The 19,695-nt window shown below is 68.8% G+C and carries 13 protein-coding genes; 10 read left to right on the forward strand and 3 right to left on the reverse strand.

The features are described 5' to 3' along the window. Positions 1–53: 53 nt before the first annotated feature. The 7 genes from CYFUS_RS52325 to kynU all read left to right on the forward strand — a co-directional run bounded on the left by CYFUS_RS52325 (position 54) and on the right by kynU (position 13,458). Positions 54–2,159, forward strand: a complete 2,106-nt coding sequence (locus CYFUS_RS52325; RefSeq protein ID WP_232537347.1) for a hypothetical protein — start codon at positions 54–56, stop codon at positions 2,157–2,159. Then, on the forward strand, positions 2,156–3,502 hold the full coding sequence (locus CYFUS_RS03820) for a hypothetical protein (RefSeq protein WP_095983993.1): 1,347 nt from the start codon (positions 2,156–2,158) through the stop codon (positions 3,500–3,502). Before CYFUS_RS52325 ends, CYFUS_RS03820 begins: the two co-directional genes overlap by 4 nt. A 73-nt stretch (positions 3,503–3,575) precedes the next feature. After that, positions 3,576–4,007 carry a thiol-disulfide oxidoreductase DCC family protein gene (locus CYFUS_RS03825; protein WP_095983994.1) on the forward strand — a complete coding sequence of 144 codons (432 nt, stop codon included), beginning with the start codon at positions 3,576–3,578 and terminating at the stop codon, positions 4,005–4,007. A 109-nt stretch (positions 4,008–4,116) separates the two neighbouring features. Then, positions 4,117–9,399 (forward strand): HAMP domain-containing protein, encoded by a 5,283-nt coding sequence (locus tag CYFUS_RS03830; RefSeq protein WP_095983995.1) that lies wholly within the window; start codon positions 4,117–4,119, stop codon positions 9,397–9,399. Between the two features lie 35 nt (positions 9,400–9,434). Next, positions 9,435–10,997: a sensor histidine kinase gene (locus CYFUS_RS03835; protein WP_095983996.1), complete on the forward strand. Its 1,563-nt coding sequence runs from the start codon at positions 9,435–9,437 to the stop codon at positions 10,995–10,997. A gap of 17 nt (positions 10,998–11,014) precedes the next feature. Continuing rightward, positions 11,015–12,190: a hypothetical protein gene (locus CYFUS_RS03840; RefSeq protein WP_095983997.1), complete on the forward strand. Its 1,176-nt coding sequence runs from the start codon at positions 11,015–11,017 to the stop codon at positions 12,188–12,190. Beyond that, positions 12,187–13,458 carry a kynureninase gene (gene kynU / locus CYFUS_RS03845; protein WP_095983998.1) on the forward strand — a complete coding sequence of 424 codons (1,272 nt, stop codon included), beginning with the start codon at positions 12,187–12,189 and terminating at the stop codon, positions 13,456–13,458. Before CYFUS_RS03840 ends, kynU begins: the two co-directional genes overlap by 4 nt. A gap of 10 nt (positions 13,459–13,468) precedes the next feature. Here the strand turns inward: kynU and CYFUS_RS03850 are convergent, their stop codons facing one another. Next, on the reverse strand, positions 13,469–14,275 hold the full coding sequence (locus CYFUS_RS03850; protein ID WP_095991780.1) for an alpha/beta hydrolase: 807 nt from the start codon (positions 14,273–14,275) through the stop codon (positions 13,469–13,471). Positions 14,276–14,452: 177 nt separating this feature from the next. Between CYFUS_RS03850 and CYFUS_RS03855 the strand changes: the two genes are divergently transcribed. The 3 genes from CYFUS_RS03855 to CYFUS_RS03865 all read left to right on the forward strand — a co-directional run bounded on the left by CYFUS_RS03855 (position 14,453) and on the right by CYFUS_RS03865 (position 18,471). After that, positions 14,453–16,042 carry a glucose-6-phosphate isomerase gene (locus tag CYFUS_RS03855; protein ID WP_095983999.1) on the forward strand — a complete coding sequence of 530 codons (1,590 nt, stop codon included), beginning with the start codon at positions 14,453–14,455 and terminating at the stop codon, positions 16,040–16,042. Between the two features lie 203 nt (positions 16,043–16,245). After that, complete coding sequence (locus CYFUS_RS03860) at positions 16,246–16,644, forward strand: response regulator (RefSeq protein ID WP_095984000.1); 399 nt, start codon at positions 16,246–16,248, stop codon at positions 16,642–16,644. A gap of 261 nt (positions 16,645–16,905) precedes the next feature. After that, entirely contained in the window at positions 16,906–18,471 is a 1,566-nt protein-coding gene (locus CYFUS_RS03865; RefSeq protein ID WP_232537348.1) for a CotH kinase family protein, read from the forward strand. A 3-nt stretch (positions 18,472–18,474) separates the two neighbouring features. On the opposite strand, the gene gloA is transcribed toward CYFUS_RS03865, so the two are convergent. Together gloA and CYFUS_RS03875 are read right to left on the reverse strand one after the other, a co-directional pair. Further along, complete coding sequence (gloA, locus tag CYFUS_RS03870; RefSeq protein WP_071902819.1) at positions 18,475–18,861, reverse strand: lactoylglutathione lyase; 387 nt, start codon at positions 18,859–18,861, stop codon at positions 18,475–18,477. Positions 18,862–18,866: 5 nt separating this feature from the next. After that, complete coding sequence (locus CYFUS_RS03875) at positions 18,867–19,655, reverse strand: hypothetical protein (RefSeq protein ID WP_232537349.1); 789 nt, start codon at positions 19,653–19,655, stop codon at positions 18,867–18,869. Positions 19,656–19,695: the final 40 nt, after the last annotated feature.

Raw genomic sequence — 19,695 nt, forward strand, 5'->3', positions numbered from 1 at the left:
GGAGACGCCCCCATTCGCTCGCCCTCGGAGGGATTCACGTCATGAGGCCGTGCATGGCGCCGGTGTGGTGGGCCCTGGCGGTGGTGCTGCTCGTGGGGTGCGTCACGGGGGAGCCGTCCGGCGGACTGAGGAGTGGGTGGGGAATGGGAGGCTCGGGGGGACTCTCCCTCCAGAGGGGAGGAGCGGGGGAGGCGCTCGCATGTGGCGGCGTGCCCATGCCTGCGGGCTGGCCCGACGTGGCCGCCGGTGATGCGGAGGCGCTGTTGGCTCCGTTGCTGAAGTGTCCCACGCCCGGAGACTACGTGGCGTTGCAGCAGCGGGTGGACATGCCCCGGCTGGTGGAGGCGTTGGATGACTGGAGCGCCATGCGGCTGGCGGCCCTGGGGCCCGTGCGCGCGGACACCGTGGGAGTCCTCAACGCCAAACGCGTCTCCTTCCTGCTCGCCGCCGCCGAGAGGTATGGCCTCGAGCACGCCGAGGTATTCACCCTCTACGTGCTGCACACGGCGCACGATGACGAAGTGGATGGGGTGTTGCGGGGGTTGGCCCGAGACAAGCAGTTGGGGAGGACGCTGGGGCACATGCCCGCGGTGCGGGAGGAGTTGGCGGGGCGAGGCATGCCGCTGTCGGCCTATGAGGAGCGGGGCGAGAAGGCGGGTGACGTGCTGCGGGGGCTGGGCCGAGCCGCGAGGGATGCGCTGGCCACGAGCATGGCGAGCGATGGCGTGCGCTACATGGAGATGGCCGAGCGGCGGGGGCAGTTGCCGGCGCCCTACCAGGAAGCGCTGCACGAGGTGGAGAGGGAGCTGGCATGGAGGCACTTCGCCCCGGGAAGCGTGGCGGTGGGGAGTTTCGATGCGGCGACGTTTGGAGTGCCGCTGGGATTCTTCTACCTGGTGGTGGGCACGGGCGAGGGCCTGTCCTCGCTGACGCGGGGCGAGTACGAGCAGGCTACACGCGAGCTGGCACCGGCGGCGCTGGTGGTGGGCCTGTACGCGGGAGGGCGGGGCGTGCGCGCCCTGGCGGAGGCCCGAGGCGCGCGAGGGCTGGGAAGCCTGGAGGCGCGTCTTTCGCTGCTGAGAGAGCTGGGGCGGCAGTGGGAGGAGCGGCTGGGGGTGGAGGGAGCGCGGGAGTTGCTGAGGGACATTCGGGCGCGGAGGGAAGCGGCGCACTTCGTGGCGATGGGAGGAGCGGACGCGGCGCTGGCGTTGCGTGAGGCGCGGGGGGATGTGGCGCGGGCGCAGGTGTGGCTGTCCCAGGCGAAACCTCCGCGCTCGGGCGGAGGAACGGGGAGCGGCTCCGGGCACGTGGCCTCGGCAGTGGACGGCACGGGACGCCCTTCTCCGACGCGAGCCCTGGCCGCCGAGCGCACCGGGAGCATGGCTTCGTTGGTGGACGAGGCGGAGGGTCTCACCCGGGAGGTGGTGGAGGCCCGGCTGGCGTTGGTGGAACTCGACACCGCGGGCCCGCGCCTGTCCAGGGACGTAGCGGTGTTGGAGCGGCAGCGGCCTTCACTGGAGGCTCCGCCCCCTGGAGCGAAAGGCAACCCGCTCTGGAGCGAGTACGTCGCGTACCGCGAGAAGCGCCTCGGGGAACTCAAGCAGGGCAAGGCCGTCGAAGGGCCTTTGCGTTGGGAGGGCTATGAGCGGATGCGGAGGGGGTTCGCCCAGGGGCTGGCCTTCGAGAGCCTCATGGTGGACAAGCTGCGCGCCGACGCGGCCTTGCCCCGGGCCGAGCGCCGATTCCTCGGGGACTTCGAGCGGCCGCGCATCGAGAGATGGGTGGGCGTGTGGAAGCAGAGCAGCGGCCTGCGCTTCGCGGATGTACTCGTCATCGAGGAGGGTCCCAGTGCTGGACGGCCCCCTCGCGTGGAGACACTCAGCTTCAAGAGCCGCGACATGAAGAGGTGGGAAGGTAAGACCATGGAAGCGCAAATGAAGGCGGATGCGAGAGAAGCCCTGCGCTATTACGGTGAGACATTGGATATCCGTCGGCACTCCCTCCAGTCCCTTCTGCGCGGGGGTAGCAAGGTGCCGGTTCAAAGGGTCCGCCTCATCTATGAGGGCGGTGACCTCATTCCCATGAGTATTGACGACTTGAATGAGGCATTGATCGAGATCCAGGGGAAGGTTCCGGGAGTGGAGGTGTCGTTCCAATGAAGAGACTGAAGTTTTACGATGTGAAGGAGGAGGACTACCTTCGGCTCAATTTCAAAGGAGCTTTTGGCTCATGGGTCTCGTTGGAGAGCGAACTGGAGCCTTTTCTCCAATCGCTCGAGGAGTATGCAGGCGAGTGGATGCCGGACGTCGTTGAAGGCAAGCGGCAACGCAAATGCAACCGCGCCGCCATCTGGAAGGCATTGGAGGAGGAGCGTGACGGAGACTTCGCGACAATTGGCTTCTATCGTACGAAATGGCCCGCGCTGGACATGACGCTCCGGCTCCGGTTTCCGCCGCGGATTCCCGAACTGTCTTGCACGATCAAGGTGAAGCCTCTCTCCCTCTTCACTGAGGATGAGCGCTGCCAGTCATTCATGAAGATGGTGCGTGCCTGGGCCTCTCGTTATCTGGTGTCCCATGCTCTAGCCCATAGTTCTGATGACGGAGAAGTCGCGGGCGCTCCTCTCTTTGGTCGAGAGATGCAGACGTCCATTCGAGACGGATTCGACAAGATCTACGAGGTATCCTGGCTCAACGTCTTCGGCCCGAAGTTGGTGGAGTCCGTGGGTCGCGAGCGCATGCTGTCCACGCCGGCCTGGCGGGTGGAGGAGTTGCCCAATGGCTCCATCTTCCTCGTGACGCGGCCCACGCCAGCGGACTTCGCCAGCGACGAGGCCCGCCTCGCCCAGGCCCGTGCCCATGTCCACCTCCGGCCGGACCTGGACTTCGACACCGTGCTGCGCGGCCTGCGCGAGCGCAGCGCCCTGCTCGCTCCCGTGGAGCCCCGCTTCCCTCCGGACGTGGAGCCGTTCCTCTCGCGCGTGGTGGAGCGCATCTCCAGTCACGTGCGCTCGCGCAAAATCGCCGAGTTCAACGCCTGGCGTCCGCCCGAGCCGGACGAGTGGCGTCCCGCCGACTCCGCCTTGCCGCCAGACGTGGAGGAGGTGGAGCGAGCCCGTGCGCATTACCGCTACCTCGCCGAGCACCTGGTGGCGCTGCTGCACACGAAGGTGCCTTCCGTCTTCGACACGACGCCCGAGTCGCTCTCGGACGTGGACTACCAGTTCTGGCATCAGGAATTCCCACGAGTCTTCGAGCGGCAGAACATCGACACGCTCGCGGTGCCCGCCATAGGCGCGTACCTGGGCGAGGTGCTGGTGCGCCACCTGGGGGGACAGTGGATACCGCGCCAGAAGCTCGAGGAGGCGCAGGTGCGCGTGGGAGACCGGGTCTGGCTCCCGTTCGTCCGGGCCTGGCGCTACATGCGCACCTGCCAGTCGCTGCTGGACTTCTCCCTCACCCAGCTCTACCGCGTCGCCGAGCGGCACCGCGCCGCCGGGTGACATCTCTCATGGCGGCGGCATGCCCTGGTGTACATACAAGCCCCAGGCGAGCCGGTTTCCCCGGGAGGCGTGAGTGAGCACCTCGAAGCACCTGCTGTTCTTCGACGGCGTCTGCGTGCTGTGCAACCACACGGTCCACTTCATCCACGCGCGCGACCGCCAGGACGTCTTCCTCTTCGCCCAGCTCCAGGGAGCGCTCGCCCGGGAACTCCTCGCCCGCCATGGCAAGGACGCGGCCGCCCTGGATGGCGTGTACCTCCTGGCCGACCGGGGCTCCTCGAACGAACGGCTCCTCTGGAAATATGCCGCCGTGCGGTTCGTGTTGCGTCAACTCGGTGGCGTGTGGAAGGGGCTGTCCGTGCTCATGGGCGTGCTCCCCGCGCGCGTGGGCGACTTCTTCTATGAGCTGGTAGCGCGCAACCGCTACCAGCTCGTCGGCAAGTACGAACAATGCGCGCTCCCTCCCCCGGAACTCCGGCGCAAATTCGTGGCCGACGGGGAGTAGGACGAGCGCCTGGCCGTCCGTCCGCAGAGCACCCGGCACTCACGGCGCAGGAACGAACCCACGGCTCCACGGGGTTGGGAACAAGCCCCACCTCTGACAGGAGCCGCCGTTGAATCCTCGGACCCGTTCCTCCGCTCGCCCACAGACCGGAAAGAAGAAGGTGCGCAAGGCCAGTCCCGCCGCGCGCCAGGCCCGGGCCCGTCCCCGTCGGAGCGCCTCCGCCCGGGCCCTGGACGACCTGCTCGATTCCCTGCGTGCCGTCACCGCCGGGGACTTCTCCGTGCGCCTCACCCCCGAGGCCCAGCCCCGCTCGATGGAGGAACTCGCCCACGCCTTCAATGCCCTGGTGGCCATGAACCAGCGCATGCAGGACGAGCTCGTCCGCGTGGAGCGCGTGGTGGGCCGCGAGGGCCAGATGGCCGAGCGCGCCTCGCTCGGCCACGTGAGTGGTGGCTGGGCCTCGAGCCTCGGCTCCATCAACTCGCTCATCGCGGACCTCGTGCAGCCCACCACCGAGGTGGCGAGGGTGCTCGACGCGGTGGCCCGGGGAGATCTCACGCAGAAGATGGCGCTGGACCTGCCGGGCCAGCCCGTGAAGGGCGAGTTCCTGCGCATCGGCACCACGGTGAACGCCATGGTGGATCAGCTCAGCTCCTTCGCCGCCGAGGTGACGCGCGTGGCGCGCGAGGTGGGCACCGAGGGCAAGCTGGGCGGACAGGCCCGCGTGCCCGGAGTCGCGGGCACGTGGAAGGACCTCACCGACAGCGTGAACCAGCTCGCCAACAACCTCACCGCCCAGGTGCGCAACATCGCCGAGGTGACCACGTCGGTGGCGCGGGGTGACCTCTCGCGGAAGATCACCGTGGACGCGCGCGGCGAGGTGCTCGAGCTCAAGAACACCGTCAACACCATGGTGGACCAGCTGCGCTCCTTCGCCGGCGAGGTGACGCGCGTCGCCAAGGAAGTGGGCACCGAGGGCAAGCTGGGCGGACAGGCCGACGTGCCCGGCGTGTCCGGCGTGTGGAAGGACCTCACGGACAACGTGAACCTGATGGCCACCAACCTCACCACCCAGGTGCGCGGTATCGTGAAGGTGGTGACGGCGGTGGCCAATGGCGACCTGTCCCAGCGCCTCGTGGTGGACGCCAAGGGCGAGGTGGCGGCGCTCGCCGACACGCTCAACAGCATGACGAAGACGCTGGGCATCTTCGCCGACCAGGTGACGAGCGTCGCCAAGACGGTGGGCGTGGAGGGCAAGCTGGGCGCCCAGGCCGACGTCCCGGGGGTCGCGGGCACGTGGAAGGACCTCACGGACAACGTGAACCTGCTGGCCAACAACCTCACCGCCCAGGTGCGCAACATCGCCGAGGTGAGCACCGCCGTCGCCCGGGGCGACCTGTCCAAGAAGATCACCGTGGACGCGCGCGGCGAGGTGCTCGAGCTCAAGAACACCATCAACACCATGGTGGAGCAGCTGCGCTCCTTCGCCGGCGAGGTGACGCGCGTGGCGCGCGAGGTGGGCACCGAGGGCAAGCTGGGCGGCCAGGCCGACGTGCCCGGCGTGTCCGGCACGTGGAAGGGCCTCACGGACAACGTGAACTTCATGGCCAGCAACCTCACCAGCCAGGTGCGCAACATCGCGCTGGTGACCACGGCGGTGGCCAATGGAGATCTCTCGCGGAAGATCACCGTGGACGTGAAGGGGGAGATCCTCGAGCTCAAGGACACCATCAACACGATGGTGGACCAGCTGCGCTCCTTCGCCGCCGAGGTGACGCGTGTCGCGAAGGAAGTGGGCACCGAGGGCAAGCTCGGGGGCCAGGCCGAGGTGCAGGGCGTGTCCGGCGTGTGGGAGGACCTGACGGACAGCGTGAACTCGATGGCGTCCAACCTGACCAACCAGGTGCGCAACATCGCCAAGGTGACCACCGCCGTGGCCATGGGCGACCTGAGCAAGAAGATCACCGTCGACGCCAAGGGGGAGATCCTCGAGCTCAAGGACACCATCAACACGATGGTGGATCAGCTCAACGCGTTCGCCTCGGAGGTGACACGCGTGGCGCGCGAGGTGGGCACCGAGGGCAAGCTGGGTGGACAGGCGCGGGTGCCCGGGGTCGCGGGCACGTGGAAGGATCTCACGGACAACGTGAACCTCATGGCGCGCAACCTCACCACCCAGGTGCGCGGCATCGTGCGCGTGGTGACGGCCGTGGCCAACGGAGACCTCACCCAGAAGCTGGTGGTGGACGCCAAGGGCGAGGTGGCGGCGCTCGCGGACACCATCAACAGCATGACGGACACGCTCGGCATCTTCGCCCAGCAGGTGTCCAGCGTGGCGCGCGAGGTGGGCATCGAGGGCAAGCTCGGCGGACAGGCCAAGGTGCCCGGGGCGCGCGGGGCGTGGCGGCAGCTCACCGACAACGTGAACCAGCTCGCCGGCAACCTGACGACCCAGGTGCGCGCCATCTCCGAGGTGGCCACCGCCGTGACCAAGGGCGACCTCACGCGCTCCATCTCGGTGGATGCCCAGGGCGAGGTGGCCGCCCTGAAGGACAACATCAACCAGATGATCGTCAACCTCAAGGAGACGACCCAGAAGAACACCGAGCAGGACTGGCTCAAGACGAACCTCGCCAAGTTCTCCGGCATGATGCAGGGCCAGAAGAACCTGGAGGCCGTCTCCCAGCTCATCATGTCCGAGCTCACGCCCCTGGTCTCCGCCCACCACGGCGCCTTCTTCCTCATGGACACCGAGGACGGCGTGCCCGTGGCCAAGCTCACCTCCAGCTACGCCTACCGCGAGCGCAAGACGGTGGCCAACCGCTTCCGGCTCGGCGAGAGCCTCGTGGGCCAGTGCGCCCTGGAGAAGAAGACGCTCCTGCTCACGCACGTGCCCGCCGACTACATCCGCATCACCTCGGGCCTGGGCGAGGCCTCGCCGCTCAACATCATCGTCCTGCCCGTGCTCTTCGAGGGCGCGGTGAAGGCCGTCATCGAGCTGGCCTCCTTCCACCCCTTCAGCACCATCCATCAGATCTTCCTGGACCAGCTCACCGAGAGCATCGGCGTGGTGCTCAACATGATCATCGCCAACATGCGCACCGAGGAGCTGCTGCGCCAATCGCAGAGCCTCGCCAACGAGCTGCAGAGCCAGTCGCGCGAGCTCACCCAGCAGCAGCAGGAGCTCAAGCGCTCCAACTCGGCACTGGAGGCGCAGGCGCTCGAGCTGGAGGAGAAGGCCAAGCTGCTCGTGCAGCAGAACATCAAGGTGGAGGAGAAGAACCGCGAGGTGGAGCAGGCGCGCTCCTCGCTCGAGGAGAAGGCCGAGCAGCTCTCGCTCATCTCCAAGTACAAGAGCGAGTTCCTCGCCAACATGAGCCACGAGCTGCGCACGCCGCTCAACAGCATGCTCGTGCTCGCCAAGCTGCTCGCGGACAACACCGAGGGTCTGCTCAACGCCAAGCAGGTGGAGTACGCCGAGACCATCTACTCCTCGGGGGGAGACCTGCTCTCGCTCATCAATGAAATCCTCGATCTGTCCAAGGTGGAGGCGGGCAAGATGCAGGTGGAGCCGCGGGACGCCGCGGTGGTGGAGCTGGTGGACTTCGCGCGCCGCACCTTCGGGCCCGTGGCCGAGCAGAAGGACCTGGGCTTCATCACCGAGGTGTACCCGGACGTGGCGGCCACCGTCTTCACGGACCCCAAGCGTTTGCAGCAGATCCTCAAGAACCTGCTGTCCAACGCCTTCAAGTTCACCAGCACGGGCCAGGTGACGCTGCGCATCCGCGGGGCGGACGCGGAGGACCGCTTCTCCGCGCCCGAGCTGGTGGACGCCGAGCAGGTGCTGGCCTTCTCCGTCATCGACACGGGCATTGGCATCCCCGAGGACAAGCAGAAGCTCATCTTCGAGGCCTTCCAGCAGGCCGATGGCACCACGAGCCGCAAGTACGGGGGCACGGGCCTGGGCCTGTCCATCAGCCGCGAGCTGGCGCGGCTGCTCGGCGGGGAGATCCGGGTGAAGAGCGCCCGGGGCGAGGGCAGCACCTTCACCCTCTACCTGCCGCGCAGCTACAACGGCCTCGAGCGGGGCGCGGAGGCGCCGGCCGAGGCGGACGTGGGCTACCTGCCCATGCTCCGCGAGCTGCTGCCCCGGGGCGAGGTGCACGACCTCCCGGCGTCGTCCGTCACCTGGGTGGACGACCGCAACGAAGTGGGCCCGGAGGATCGGGTGATGCTGGTGGCGGTGGCGGATGGGGACTTCGCCAGGGGCCTGGTGGACATCGCGCACCAGGAGGGCCTCAAGGCGTTGGTGGCCCCCCGCGGTGACGTGGCGCTGTCGCTGGCCCAGCGGCTCAAGCCCTCGGCGATCGTGCTGCAACTGGATCTGCCCATCCTCGATGGGTGGAGCGTGCTGGACCGGCTCAAGCGCGACCCGCGCACCCGGAGCATTCCCGTGCAGGTGGTGAGCGTGGATCGGCTGCGCGGCGGCTCGTGCGTCGGCTGCTTCGTCTACCTCGACCGGCCCTTCTCGCCCGAGGCGCTCCGGGGCGCCTTCAGCCACCTGGTGCTCCCGGCGGACGGAGGGCCCCGGAAGCTGGGGCTCGTGGATCCCCGCTCCGAGTTGAGCGAGTGTGTACGGCAGCTCTCCGCGAGCGGGGAGTCCCTGGACATGACGGTGCTGGAGCCGTCCGCCGTCGTGGAGGCGCTGGACCGGGGCGCGGTGAACGTGGTGGCGCTGGACCTGTCCTCTCCGGGCGGACGGGGGCTGAAGCTGCTCGTGGAGCTGGTGCGCCGGCCTGGCCGCCTGCCCCCCGTGCTGCTCTACAGTGGCGCGCAGCTTCCGCCGGACGATGAGCGGCGCTTGCGGCGCTCGGCGGAGTCCGTGCTGCTCGAATCCTTTGCCCGCTCTCCGGAGGGAATGCTCGCCGAGATGGGGCGGTTCATGCGCCGCGTGGGTGAACAGTCTCGAGCCATCGCCGATGCACGTGAAACCCGGCGCCGCCTGCTCGCGGACCGGGAGGTGCTGCTGGTGGACGACGACGCCCGCAACATCTTCGCCCTCACCAGCGTCCTGGAGAACCACGGCATGCGGGTGACGTTCGCCCAGGATGGGCGTGCCGCCATGGAGCTGCTGGAGAAGAACCCGGGACTGGATGTGGTCCTGCTGGACGTGATGATGCCGGAGATGGATGGCTACCAGGCGATGCGCGCCATCCGCGCCGACCCAAGGTGGGCGTCGCTGCCGGTCATCGCCATCACGGCCCGCGCCCTCAAGGACGACCGCGAGAAGTGCCTCGAAGCGGGAGCCTCTGACTATCTTTCGAAACCGGTCGATGTCGATCGGCTGCTGGAGCTGCTTTGCCGTTGGGTGTCACCTCGCGGGGGGAACTGATGATGGAAGCGACGACTTGGACGGGAGACGGCCGTATGACCGGCTCTCGGGAGGGGCGCGCGAGCCTTTCCCGGGCCCGCATCCTGGCCGTTGATGATCACTCGCCCAACCTGCTCGCCCTCGAGGCGACGCTGGGAGACCTGGGCGAGGTGGTGAAGGTGCAATCCGGAGAAGAGGCCCTCCTGCGCCTGTTGCGCGAGGACTTCGCCCTCATCCTGCTGGACGTGCAGATGCCCGGCATGGATGGATTCGAGACGGCCCGGCTCATCAAGGAGCGCGAGCGCTCGCGCTTCATCCCCATCGTCTTCCTCACCGCGCGCAGCCGCGACGCCTCGCACGTGTTCCGGGGCTACGCCCAGGGCGCGGTGGACTACGTCCTCAAGCCCTTCGCGCCGGAGATCCTCCGCTCGAAGGTGGCCGTCTTCGTGGAGCTGTTCCTCAAGGAGCAGCAGCTCAAGCGCCAGGAAGCGCTGCTGCGCCAGCGCGAGCGCGAGACCCTGGAGCGCGAGAGCGCATACCGCTACCGCCTGCTGGCCGATGCCATGCCCCTGTGCGTGTTCTTCGCGGACGCCGAGGGCCGGCTGCGCCAGGGCAACCGCGCGTGGTGCGAGTTGTCCGGTCTGTCCGCCAGCGAGGTGGAGGACTTATGGCGCTCGGAGGCCGTGCACTCCGAGGACCGCGAGGGCGCGCACGCGGCCTGGTGCCACTCGGTGCTCACCGGTGAGTCCTTCGAGGTGCAGTTCCGGATGCGCCGCCAGGAGGACGGTGGCTTCCGCTGGTTCCTGGGCCGGGCCGTGCCGGAGCGCAATGGCCAGGGGCTCATCACCGGGTGGATCATCACCGCCACGGACATCGACGACCCGAAGCGCGCGGGAGAGGCCCTGGCGCGGGCGAACGCGGCGAAGGATGCCTTCCTGGCGGCGGCCTCGCACGAGCTGCGCACTCCCCTGGCGGCGGCGAAGATGCAGGTGCAGCTCGCCGAGCGTAAATATGGCGAGGAGATGAGCGAGGGGCCGCGCCGGGCGCTCGCGGGGCTCAACCGGCAGGTGGACCGGATGACGAAGCTCGTGTCGGATCTGCTCGACGTGAGCCGGCTGCTCACCGGCCGTCTGTCGTTGGAGGAGGAGGAGTTCGACCTGGTGCCGCTCCTGCGCACCGCGTGCGAGCGCCTGCAGATGCTCACCTCCGAGCACTCGTTGCTCCTCGACGTCCCCGAGTGGTTGCCCATGTGGGGCGACCCGGGACGCATCGAGCAGGTGGTGACCAACCTCGTGTCCAACGCCGTGCGTTACTCGCCGCAAGGCGGCACGGTGCGGTTGCGCGCGTGGGTGGAAGGGGGGGAGCTGGCGCTGGGGGTGAGCGACGAGGGCGTCGGCATTCCCGCGGAGAAGCTGGCGTTCATCTTCGAGCGCTTCGGTCAGGCCCATGGCGCGCGCTATGGCGGGCTGGGGCTGGGGCTGACGATTTCGCAGGGCATCGTCGTGCAGCACGGCGGACGCATCTGGGCGGAGTCCTCGGGCATCGAGGGCGAGGGCAGCACCTTCCAGGTCCGCCTGCCCCTGCATTCCAGCGAGGCGGACCGCGAGCTCTCCTCCTGAACGGGTAGGATGGGCGCATGGCGAAGCGCACCCGCATCATCGAGGGAACCTGGAACTGCACCTCGTGCGACACCCGCGACATCCCCGCGCGGTTTCGCAAGTGCCCCACGTGCAACAACCCGCGTGAGGAGTCCGGCCGGGAATCCGAGTTCGATTTCGGAGAGGTGGACGCGGCCTCGGGCAGGCTCAAGCGCGAGGGCACGCGGGACGAGAAGGCCCTGTCCGCCGCCGGCGCGGGCACGGATTGGTTCTGCGACTACTGCCAGTCCTCCAACCGGGGGGACACGGCGGTGTGCCATCACTGCCGCGCCGAGCGCTCCAGTGGCTCGCGCGCCCTGTCGGAGGAGGAGCTGCGAGCCGCCGCGCCACCTCCCGCCGCGCGCAAGCGGTCCCTTCCCCGGTGGCTGCTCTACGCGGGCGTGGGCGTGTTCGTCTGCTTCGGTAGCTGCGTGGGGCTGGCGATCTGGGGCTCCATCACCCATGACTATCCGGGGCGCGTGATGTCCACCGAGTGGACCCACACCGTGCGGCGCCAGAGCTTCCAGCGGGTGAAGCTCGAGGGGTGGCGGGACGAGCTGCGCGCGGCCGCCGCCCGGATGCCCGTGAATGGGCAGGGCGAGGTGGCGGGGGTGGAGAACATCCGCGACTGCGTCAGCCGGCAGCGCGGCACCCGCCAGGTGGCCATCGGCACCCGGGAGGTGTGCTCGAACAAGACGCGCTCGGTGGCGTGCGGGACCGAGGAGAAGTGCACGACGAAGAAGCTCGGCAATGGCTACGCGCAGGAGACGTGTCACGACGTGACGAAGTACTGCGACGAGACATACCGCGACTGCCATGACGAGACGCAGTACCGCACCGAGCCCGTCTTCGCCCAGAAGTGCGCCTATGACACCTACCAATGGAAGCAGGTGGATGAGCGCAAGCTGTCCGGCCACGAGGATGCCCCGCGCTGGCCCGAACTCCAGGCCGGCTCCCTGGACAGGCTGGAGCGGGAGGCGAAGTACCGCGTCCAGGTCGAGTACACGGATGGCGCCACCAAGACCCACGTCCTCGAGCCGAAGACCGAGGCCGAGTTCCTCTCCTGGAAGAAGGGCACGCCCCTGTCGCTGAAGGTCAGCAACTCTGGCAAGGTCGAGCAGGTGACTCCGGGGGGCGGCAAGTCCCCGGATGGACGCGAGGAGACAGGCCGATGAGTGGTGAGTTCGAGCCCGGCGAGGCGTTCGCCCGGCGCATGGACGCGGAGGATCCGTTGCGCTCCTTCCGCGAGGAGTTCCTCTTTCCCGTCCATGGTGACGGGCACGAGCTGTACCTGCTGGGCAACTCCCTGGGCCTTCAGCCGCGCAAGGCGAGGGAGTACGTGCTGGCGGCCATGGAGGACTGGGCGCGGCTGGGCGTGGACGGCCACTTCAAGGGCTCGCCGCCGTGGATGGAGTTCCACGTCGGCCTGGGCGAGCAGATGGCGCGGGTGGTGGGCGCGCGGCCCGAGGAAGTGGTGGTGATGAACACCCTCACGGTGAACCTGCACCTGATGATGGTGTCCTTCTACCGGCCCACTCCCGAGCGCTCGAAGATCCTCATGGAGGCGAGCGCCTTTCCCTCGGACCAGTACGCGGTGGCCGCGCAGGTGCGCCACCACGGGTACGCGCCGGAGCGGACGGTGATTCCGCTCGCGCCCCGCCCGGGGGAGGAGACGCTGCGCCACGAGGACATCCTCGACACGCTGGAGCGGCACGGGAAGGAGATCGCCCTGGTGCTGCTGGGCAACGTGAACTACCTCACCGGCCAGGCCTTCGACATGGCGGCCATCACCCGCGCGGCGCACCGGCAGGGCTGCCGGGTGGGGTTCGATCTGGCGCACGCCGCGGGCAACCTGCGGCTGTCCCTGCACGAGGACGGGCCGGACTTCGCCGTGTGGTGCTCGTACAAGTACCTCAATGGGGGCCCGGGCGCGCTGGGCGGTGTCTTCATCCACGAGCGCCACCTGCGCGATGCGTCCCTGCACCGGCTGCCGGGCTGGTGGGGTAACGACAGGGGCACGCGCTTCCAGATGAAGCCGGACTTCGAGCCCGCGCCGGGCGCCGAGGGCTGGGTGCTGTCCAATCCGCCCATCATCCAGATGGCGGCCCTGCGCGCCTCGCTGGAGCTCTTCGATCGCGCGACGATGCCGGCCCTGCGCGCCAAGAGCGAGAAGCTCACGGGCTACCTGGAGTTCCTCATCGACCGGCTCCCGGAGGGCTTCGTGCGCAGCCTCACGTCCAGGGATCCGGGACAGCGCGGCGCCCACCTGTCGCTGCGCTTCACGAAGGATCCCCAGCGCATGCTGGAGACGCTGCGCGCGGAGGGCATCCACTGCGACTTCCGCTACCCGGACATCATCCGCGCCGCGCCCGTGCCCCTCTACAACAGCTTCCTGGACGTCCACCGCTTCGTGAGCGTGCTCGAGCGCTACGCGCGCGGCTGAGCCTCGCTTTTCACAGCAGGGACTGGATGGCCTCGACGATCTGGGGCCACTCGCGGGCCTTGGGGTTGATGACCTCGAAGTGTCCCGCCCCGGGCAGGCGCACCAGCCGCACCTTCTCCCCGAGCGAGGCGGCCCGCTGCTGGTAGCCCTCGCTGAGGCTCACCGGCACGGTGTCGTCCTCGGTGCCGTGGACGAGCACCTGCTGGACGCCCAGGGGCAGCAGCGCCGAGGGAGAGCCGAGCCGGTAGCGCTCGGGTACCTGGGTGGGGGTGCCCCCGAGGAAGGACTCGACGATGCCGTCGCCCAGGCGCAGGGTGAAGGCACGCTCCAGGTCCACCACGCCCGCGAGCGAGACGGCGCCCCGGGGCTTGAGCGGCTTGTCCGTGTGCAGGGGCTGTCCGGCCTGGAGCCGTCCCCGAGCCGCGAGCCAGAGCGCCAGGTGGCCTCCGGCGGAGTGTCCGATGATGACCACGCGCTGGAGATCCAGGGGGTGGCGTGTGGCGAGGGTGCGCAGGAAGTCGGTGCCGAGCGCCACGTCCTCGAAGGTACCCTTCCAGCCACCGTCCGGATGGCCCACGCGCCGGTACTCGAGGCTCCAGGTGGCCAGCCCCCGCCGGGTGAGGTCCGCGCACAGGTGTCCCACGTGCTCCAGGTCATAGCGCGCGCGCCAGAAGCCGCCGTGCACCACCACCACCACGGGGTGGGGGCCCTTGCCTGGGGGCAGTCGCAGGTCGCCGAACTGGTGGGTGATGCCGCCGTAGGAAATCCGCTGATCGGCGGGCGGCGCGGGGGTCTCCAGCATCCAGGTGGGGTTCATGAAGGGTGGAGCATGGGGGGGAGCCGGTGGGAGGAGCAAGGCCGGGACGGGGGGGGCGCGCCCGGGATGTCGGACGCTGATCGCGGCGGTGATCAAAACGGTTTTCTGGGCGCCGACGGGGCGGTAGGAACGGGCCGCACCCGGGGTCCTTCCGGGCCAGCCGTCGAAGGAGCTGCGATGACCGAGCGTCAATTGTGGGAGCGCTACCAGAAGCACCTGTGCGGGGTGGAGTCCGTGGGGCTGACGCTGGACGTGTCTCGGATGAACTTCACCGATGACTTCCTCGCGCGCATGCGCGGCCCGTTGGACAAGGCATTCGACGCGATGGAGGCCCTGGAGAAGGGCGCCATCGCCAACCCGGACGAGAAGCGCCGCGTGGGCCACTACTGGCTGCGCGCTCCCGAACTCGCGCCCGAGCCCGCGCTGACCAAGGACATCCAGGACACGGTGGCGGCGATCAACGCCTTCGCCGGGGACGTGCACGCGGGCCGGGTGAAGCCTCCGGGCGCCACGCGCTTCACCCGCGTGCTGCTGGTGGGCATTGGCGGCTCGGCGCTCGGACCGCAGCTCGTGGCGGACGCGCTCGGCTCGACCGCGGACAAGATGCAGGTGTTCTTCCTCGACAACACGGACCCGGACGGCATGGACCGCGTGTTCGCGCAGCTGGGCGATTCCCTGCGCGAGACGCTCGCCGTGGTCATCAGCAAGTCGGGCGGCACCAAGGAGACGCGCAACGGCATGGTGGAGGCCGAGCGCGCCTGGAAGCGTCAGGGCCTGGACTTCGGCGCGCACGCGGTGGCGGTGACGGGCGAGGGCAGCGAGCTGGATCGTGTCGCCAAACAGGGCAAGTGGCTGCGCACCTTCCCCATGTGGGACTGGGTGGGCGGGCGCACCTCGGTGCTGTCGGCGGTGGGCCTGCTGCCCGCGCGGCTGCAGGGGCTGGACACGGACGGAATGCTCGCGGGCGCGCGGGACATGGACGTGGCCACGCGCGTGCGTGACGGGGTGCGCAACCCCGCCGCGCTCCTGGCGCTCATGTGGTTCCACGCGGGTGGGGGCCGGGGCCAGAAGGACATGGTCATCCTGCCGTACAAGGACCGGCTCCTGCTCCTGTCCAAGTACCTCCAGCAGCTGGTGATGGAGTCGTTGGGCAAGGAGCTGGACGTGTCGGGCGCGGTGGTCAACCAGGGCATCGCCGTCTACGGCAACAAGGGCTCCACGGACCAGCACGCCTACGTGCAGCAGTTGCGCGAGGGGGTGAACAACTTCTTCGCCACCTTCGTGGAGGTGCTCAAGGACCGCGAGGGCGAGTCCATGCAGGTGGAGTCGGACATCACCAGCGGCGACTACCTGCTCGGCTTCCTGCTCGGCACGCGGCGGGCGCTCTTCGAGAAGGGCCGCGAGTCGATGACGATCACCGTGCAGGACGTGAGCGCGCGGACGCTGGGCGCCCTCGTCGCCCTGTACGAGCGCGCGGTGGGGCTCTACGCGACGTTGGTGAACATCAACGCCTACCACCAGCCCGGCGTGGAGGCCGGCAAGAAGGCCGCGGGTGTGGTGTTGGAGTTGCAGCGCAAGGTGCTGGCGCGGCTGCGCGCGGAGCCCGCCAAGGCCCAGACCGCCGAGGAGCTGGCGCGCGCGGTGGGGGCCGCGGACGAGGTGGAGACGGTGTTCAAGGTACTGGAGCACCTGGCGGCCAACGCGCCCGCGGGCGTGCGGCGTGAGCCGGGCTCCAGCCGCTTCGACGCCCGCTTCCGCGCGAGCTGAGCCTGCTCGTCCGTGGGGGAGGGGGACATACACGACCTCCCCCACCCGGAGATGTCCAGAGACTCCCGGGCTATTGGATGGTGCACATCCGCCGCGCTAATCTGTTCAATGCTCGTCGTACCCAGGGCTTCCAGGGTAATGCGAATAGCGAGAGAGAACAGGACAGGGCTGACAATGGTCTGGTCCCGGCGGAGGGGGTTCCCGTGAAGCGCGTGCTACTCGTGGAAGACAGCAACACCATCCGGCACATCCTCAAGGTGTACCTGATGCGCCTCAAATTGGACTTTCTCGAGGCGGAGAAGGCCGATCATGGCTTGCGGTTGTTGATCACCCAGCCGGTGGATCTGGTGATCGCGGACTTCAACCTGCCGGGCTCGATGGATGGGGTGGAGTTGGTGCGCCGGGTGCGCGCCAGCGAGTTCACTCGGGTGCGGCAGGTGCCCATCGTGCTGCTCACCGGAGGCAAGGCCCCGGACCTGGAGGCCAAGGCCCTGCAGGCGGGCGCCTCCGAGTTCGTGCGCAAGCCCATCTCCATCGACGCGCTGGCGGCCGTGGCGCGCCGGCACCTGGCGCTGAGCGAGGCGGACACGCTCGGGGTTTGAGCCCGGTGGGCCCGTCCCAGGTCGCCTGTCTGCCCTTCGGGGAAGGAGACAGGCATTGCCCCATGACGCGCCGCGCGTGACGGCACTTTCCTCGCCCCATGCTTACCTCTCCGGGCAGTTCGTGGAGGGGTCAGGATGGGTGGGCGAGCGTGGGCGCGGTGTGTTCGGGTGGGGTTGTTGTGTGTCGTGATGGCGGGCTGTGGGGCTCCGGTGGGACCGGAGTCTCCCTCTCTGAGTGGAGAGGATCCCGCCGCGTCTCCGGTGCCCTCCGCGCCGGTCTCGCCGCCCGGGGGGGAGACTCCGCCCACGGGTGGCGGACAGCCCCAGCCTCCGGCTCCGGATGCCGAGCCGCCTCCGCCCACTCCCACGGTGTGCGCGCCCACGGGCGCGGGGCCCTACTGGCTCCAGGAGGGTGAGCCGCTGACCGTCACGCTCCGGTGTGGCACGGGCCACACCGCGCCGGGGCTGCGCTTCACCGTGTCGCCATTGCCTCCCGGGGCCACGGTGGACGAGGTGGCGGGCCTGCTGCGCTGGACGCCCGCGAAGGGTCAGGCCGCGGTCTGGAACCTGAGCGTGACCGAGCGCAGCACGGGCGAGACGGGCGCGCTCAAGCTGGGCGTGGCGGTCCGGCTCGTGTCTCCCAGGGCTGTCCAGACGCTGGATCCGGTCACGTATACCGAGGAGTACGGCCTGCCCGTCTTCCACCTGAGCTTCGAGGGCGAGCTCACGGCGGGCGGCTACCGGCCCGTGCAAGTGGTCTACCGGGGGCACCGCTACACCATGGAGGTCAAATACCGGGGCGCGACTTCCAGTGTCTTCCCCAAGCGCAACTACACCTTCAAGTTCTCGAAGGACGACCTGTTCTCCGAGCCGGAGCTCGCCGGAGGCACCTTCACCGGCCGCCAGAAGCTGGTGCTCATCACGTCCTTCAATGACAACTCATACATGCGGCCGCGGCTCGCCTTCGACCTGTGGAACCGCATGTCGCCGGAGCACATCCAGATCAAGACCTTCAGCGCCATCCTCTATGTGAACGGCCGCTTCCATGGCGTGTTCACCGTGGCGGACCACGTGGACGACGACCTGATGGAGCGCCACGGGTTGTCGAAGGACGGCGACCTGTTCAAGTCGGAGGAGGCGGACGCCAACTTCTCGCGTGTGACCAAGAGCGGCGTCGCCAAGACGGAGCTCCAGGCGGGCCTCGTGAAGAAGGAGGGCAAGCCGAAGGATGGCTGGGTGGGCGCCTACGACACGGTCAACGCCCTCACCGCCTTCATGGCCGACGCGGACGCGGAGACCTTCGTCGCCCGGCGTGGCGAGTGGCTCCACCCGCTCGATTACGAGGACTGGTGGATCTTCAATACCGCCATCCTCGGCACGGACTCGAGCGCGAAGAACGCCTACCACTACTTCGATCCGGTGAGCCGGGCGCCCTGGCGCTTCATCCCGTGGGATCTCGACGCGAGCTTCGGACAGCTCTGGGACACGCGCCGCATCGATGCCGGGGCCCTGCCCGACTTCACCGGCGACAACCGCATCTTCGCCCTGATGCTGGCCGATCCGCGGGTGGCCACGCCCCTGCGCGAGCGCTACCGCTCCCTGCTGCATGGCCCGTTGAGCAAACAGCGGGTGCTCGCGCTCATCGACGGGTACGCGCGGGAGTTGAGCATCCCCGCCGCGCGGGACGAGGCGCGCTGGCGCGAGCAGTACCTCACCTTCACGCGTTGGGCCGATCGCACCGACTTCACCACCCACGCGGAGGAGGTGGCCTACCTGCGCCAGTGGGTGGAGGAGCGGTGGGAGCTGCTGGAGCGCCAGCTGCCGTAGGGCTCAGGAGCCCTGCTCGATGAGCTCCACCCGGTAGCCATCCGGGTCCTCGACGAAGGCGATGACGGTGGTGCCGTGCTTCATGGGGCCCGGCTCGCGCACCACCTTGCCGCCGGCCTGGCGGATGGCGTCGCACGTGGCGCGGATGTCCTGCACGCCCAGGGCGATGTGGCCGTAGGCGTTGCCCAGCTCGTACTTCGAGGTGTCCCAGTTGTGGGTCAGCTCCAGCGCGGGGTGGGTGTCCTCGGGGCCGTAGCCCACGAAGGCCAGGGTGAACTTGCCGTCCGGGTAGTCCTTGCGTCGCAGCAACTTCATCCCCAGGACGCGGGTGTAGAAATCGAGCGACTTCTCGAGGTCGCCCACGCGCAGCATCGTATGGAGGATTCGCATGCCTCCTAGATAACCCGGGAGACGCGGCTCCACGCCTGCAATCGGCGCTGCAACGCGAGCAGCGTCCACAGGTCGGACGCATTGTCTGGCTCCAGGCTCGCCAGGGCCCGCTCCAGGTGGGGAAGCGCCTCCGTCTCTCCCCACTCCGACAGCCGGCGCAGCGCGGACAGGGACGTGCCCACGTCCAGCGCGGCCAGCAGCGTGTCCACCACGCGCGGACTGCGCTCGCGGCACAGCCGGTCCACCGCCTCGTGGCGATCCTCGAAGGTGGCGGTGGCGTCGCCCAACACCGTGGCGAGCGCCTGGAAGGTCTCCGTGGGCAGCAGGGGAGTTCGCGGCTCAGGGGGCCAGTATTCGAGCGTGATGCCGGTGGGCCCGGCCCTGCTGCTCTCCCGGCGCACGCCATCCCCGTCCAGCAGCTCCAGCAGCCTCCCGGGTGAGGGCGTTCCCGCGTGCAACACCCGCCGGGCCCGTTCGTTGAGCATGTCCGACTGGCCGAGCAGGTGGATGCGCAGCACGTCGACCTGTGCATCGGCGCAGGACTCCTTGTCCACCCGCTTCCACTTCACGAAGACCTCGCCGAGTCCTCGGCCCTCCACGTACCAGCGGTACTCCAGCCACACGGCGCTCTGCCGCCCGTCGAACCGGGAGTCCCCGGGCTCGTTCATCCGAGCGGCGCCTTCCTCCACACCCTGGAAGGAAGCATCCAGCAGGGCTTGTACATCCTCGAGTCGCATGGGGGGCGCTGGCCGGCAGTCTGTCACCCGGTAGGCGCGTGTCTCAAGCTTCCTCATGAACGCCTCCGACGGGTGATGCCCATTCCAATGAGTGCTC

The organism is Cystobacter fuscus (assembly GCF_002305875.1).
Classification (GTDB): domain Bacteria; phylum Myxococcota; class Myxococcia; order Myxococcales; family Myxococcaceae; genus Cystobacter; species Cystobacter fuscus_A.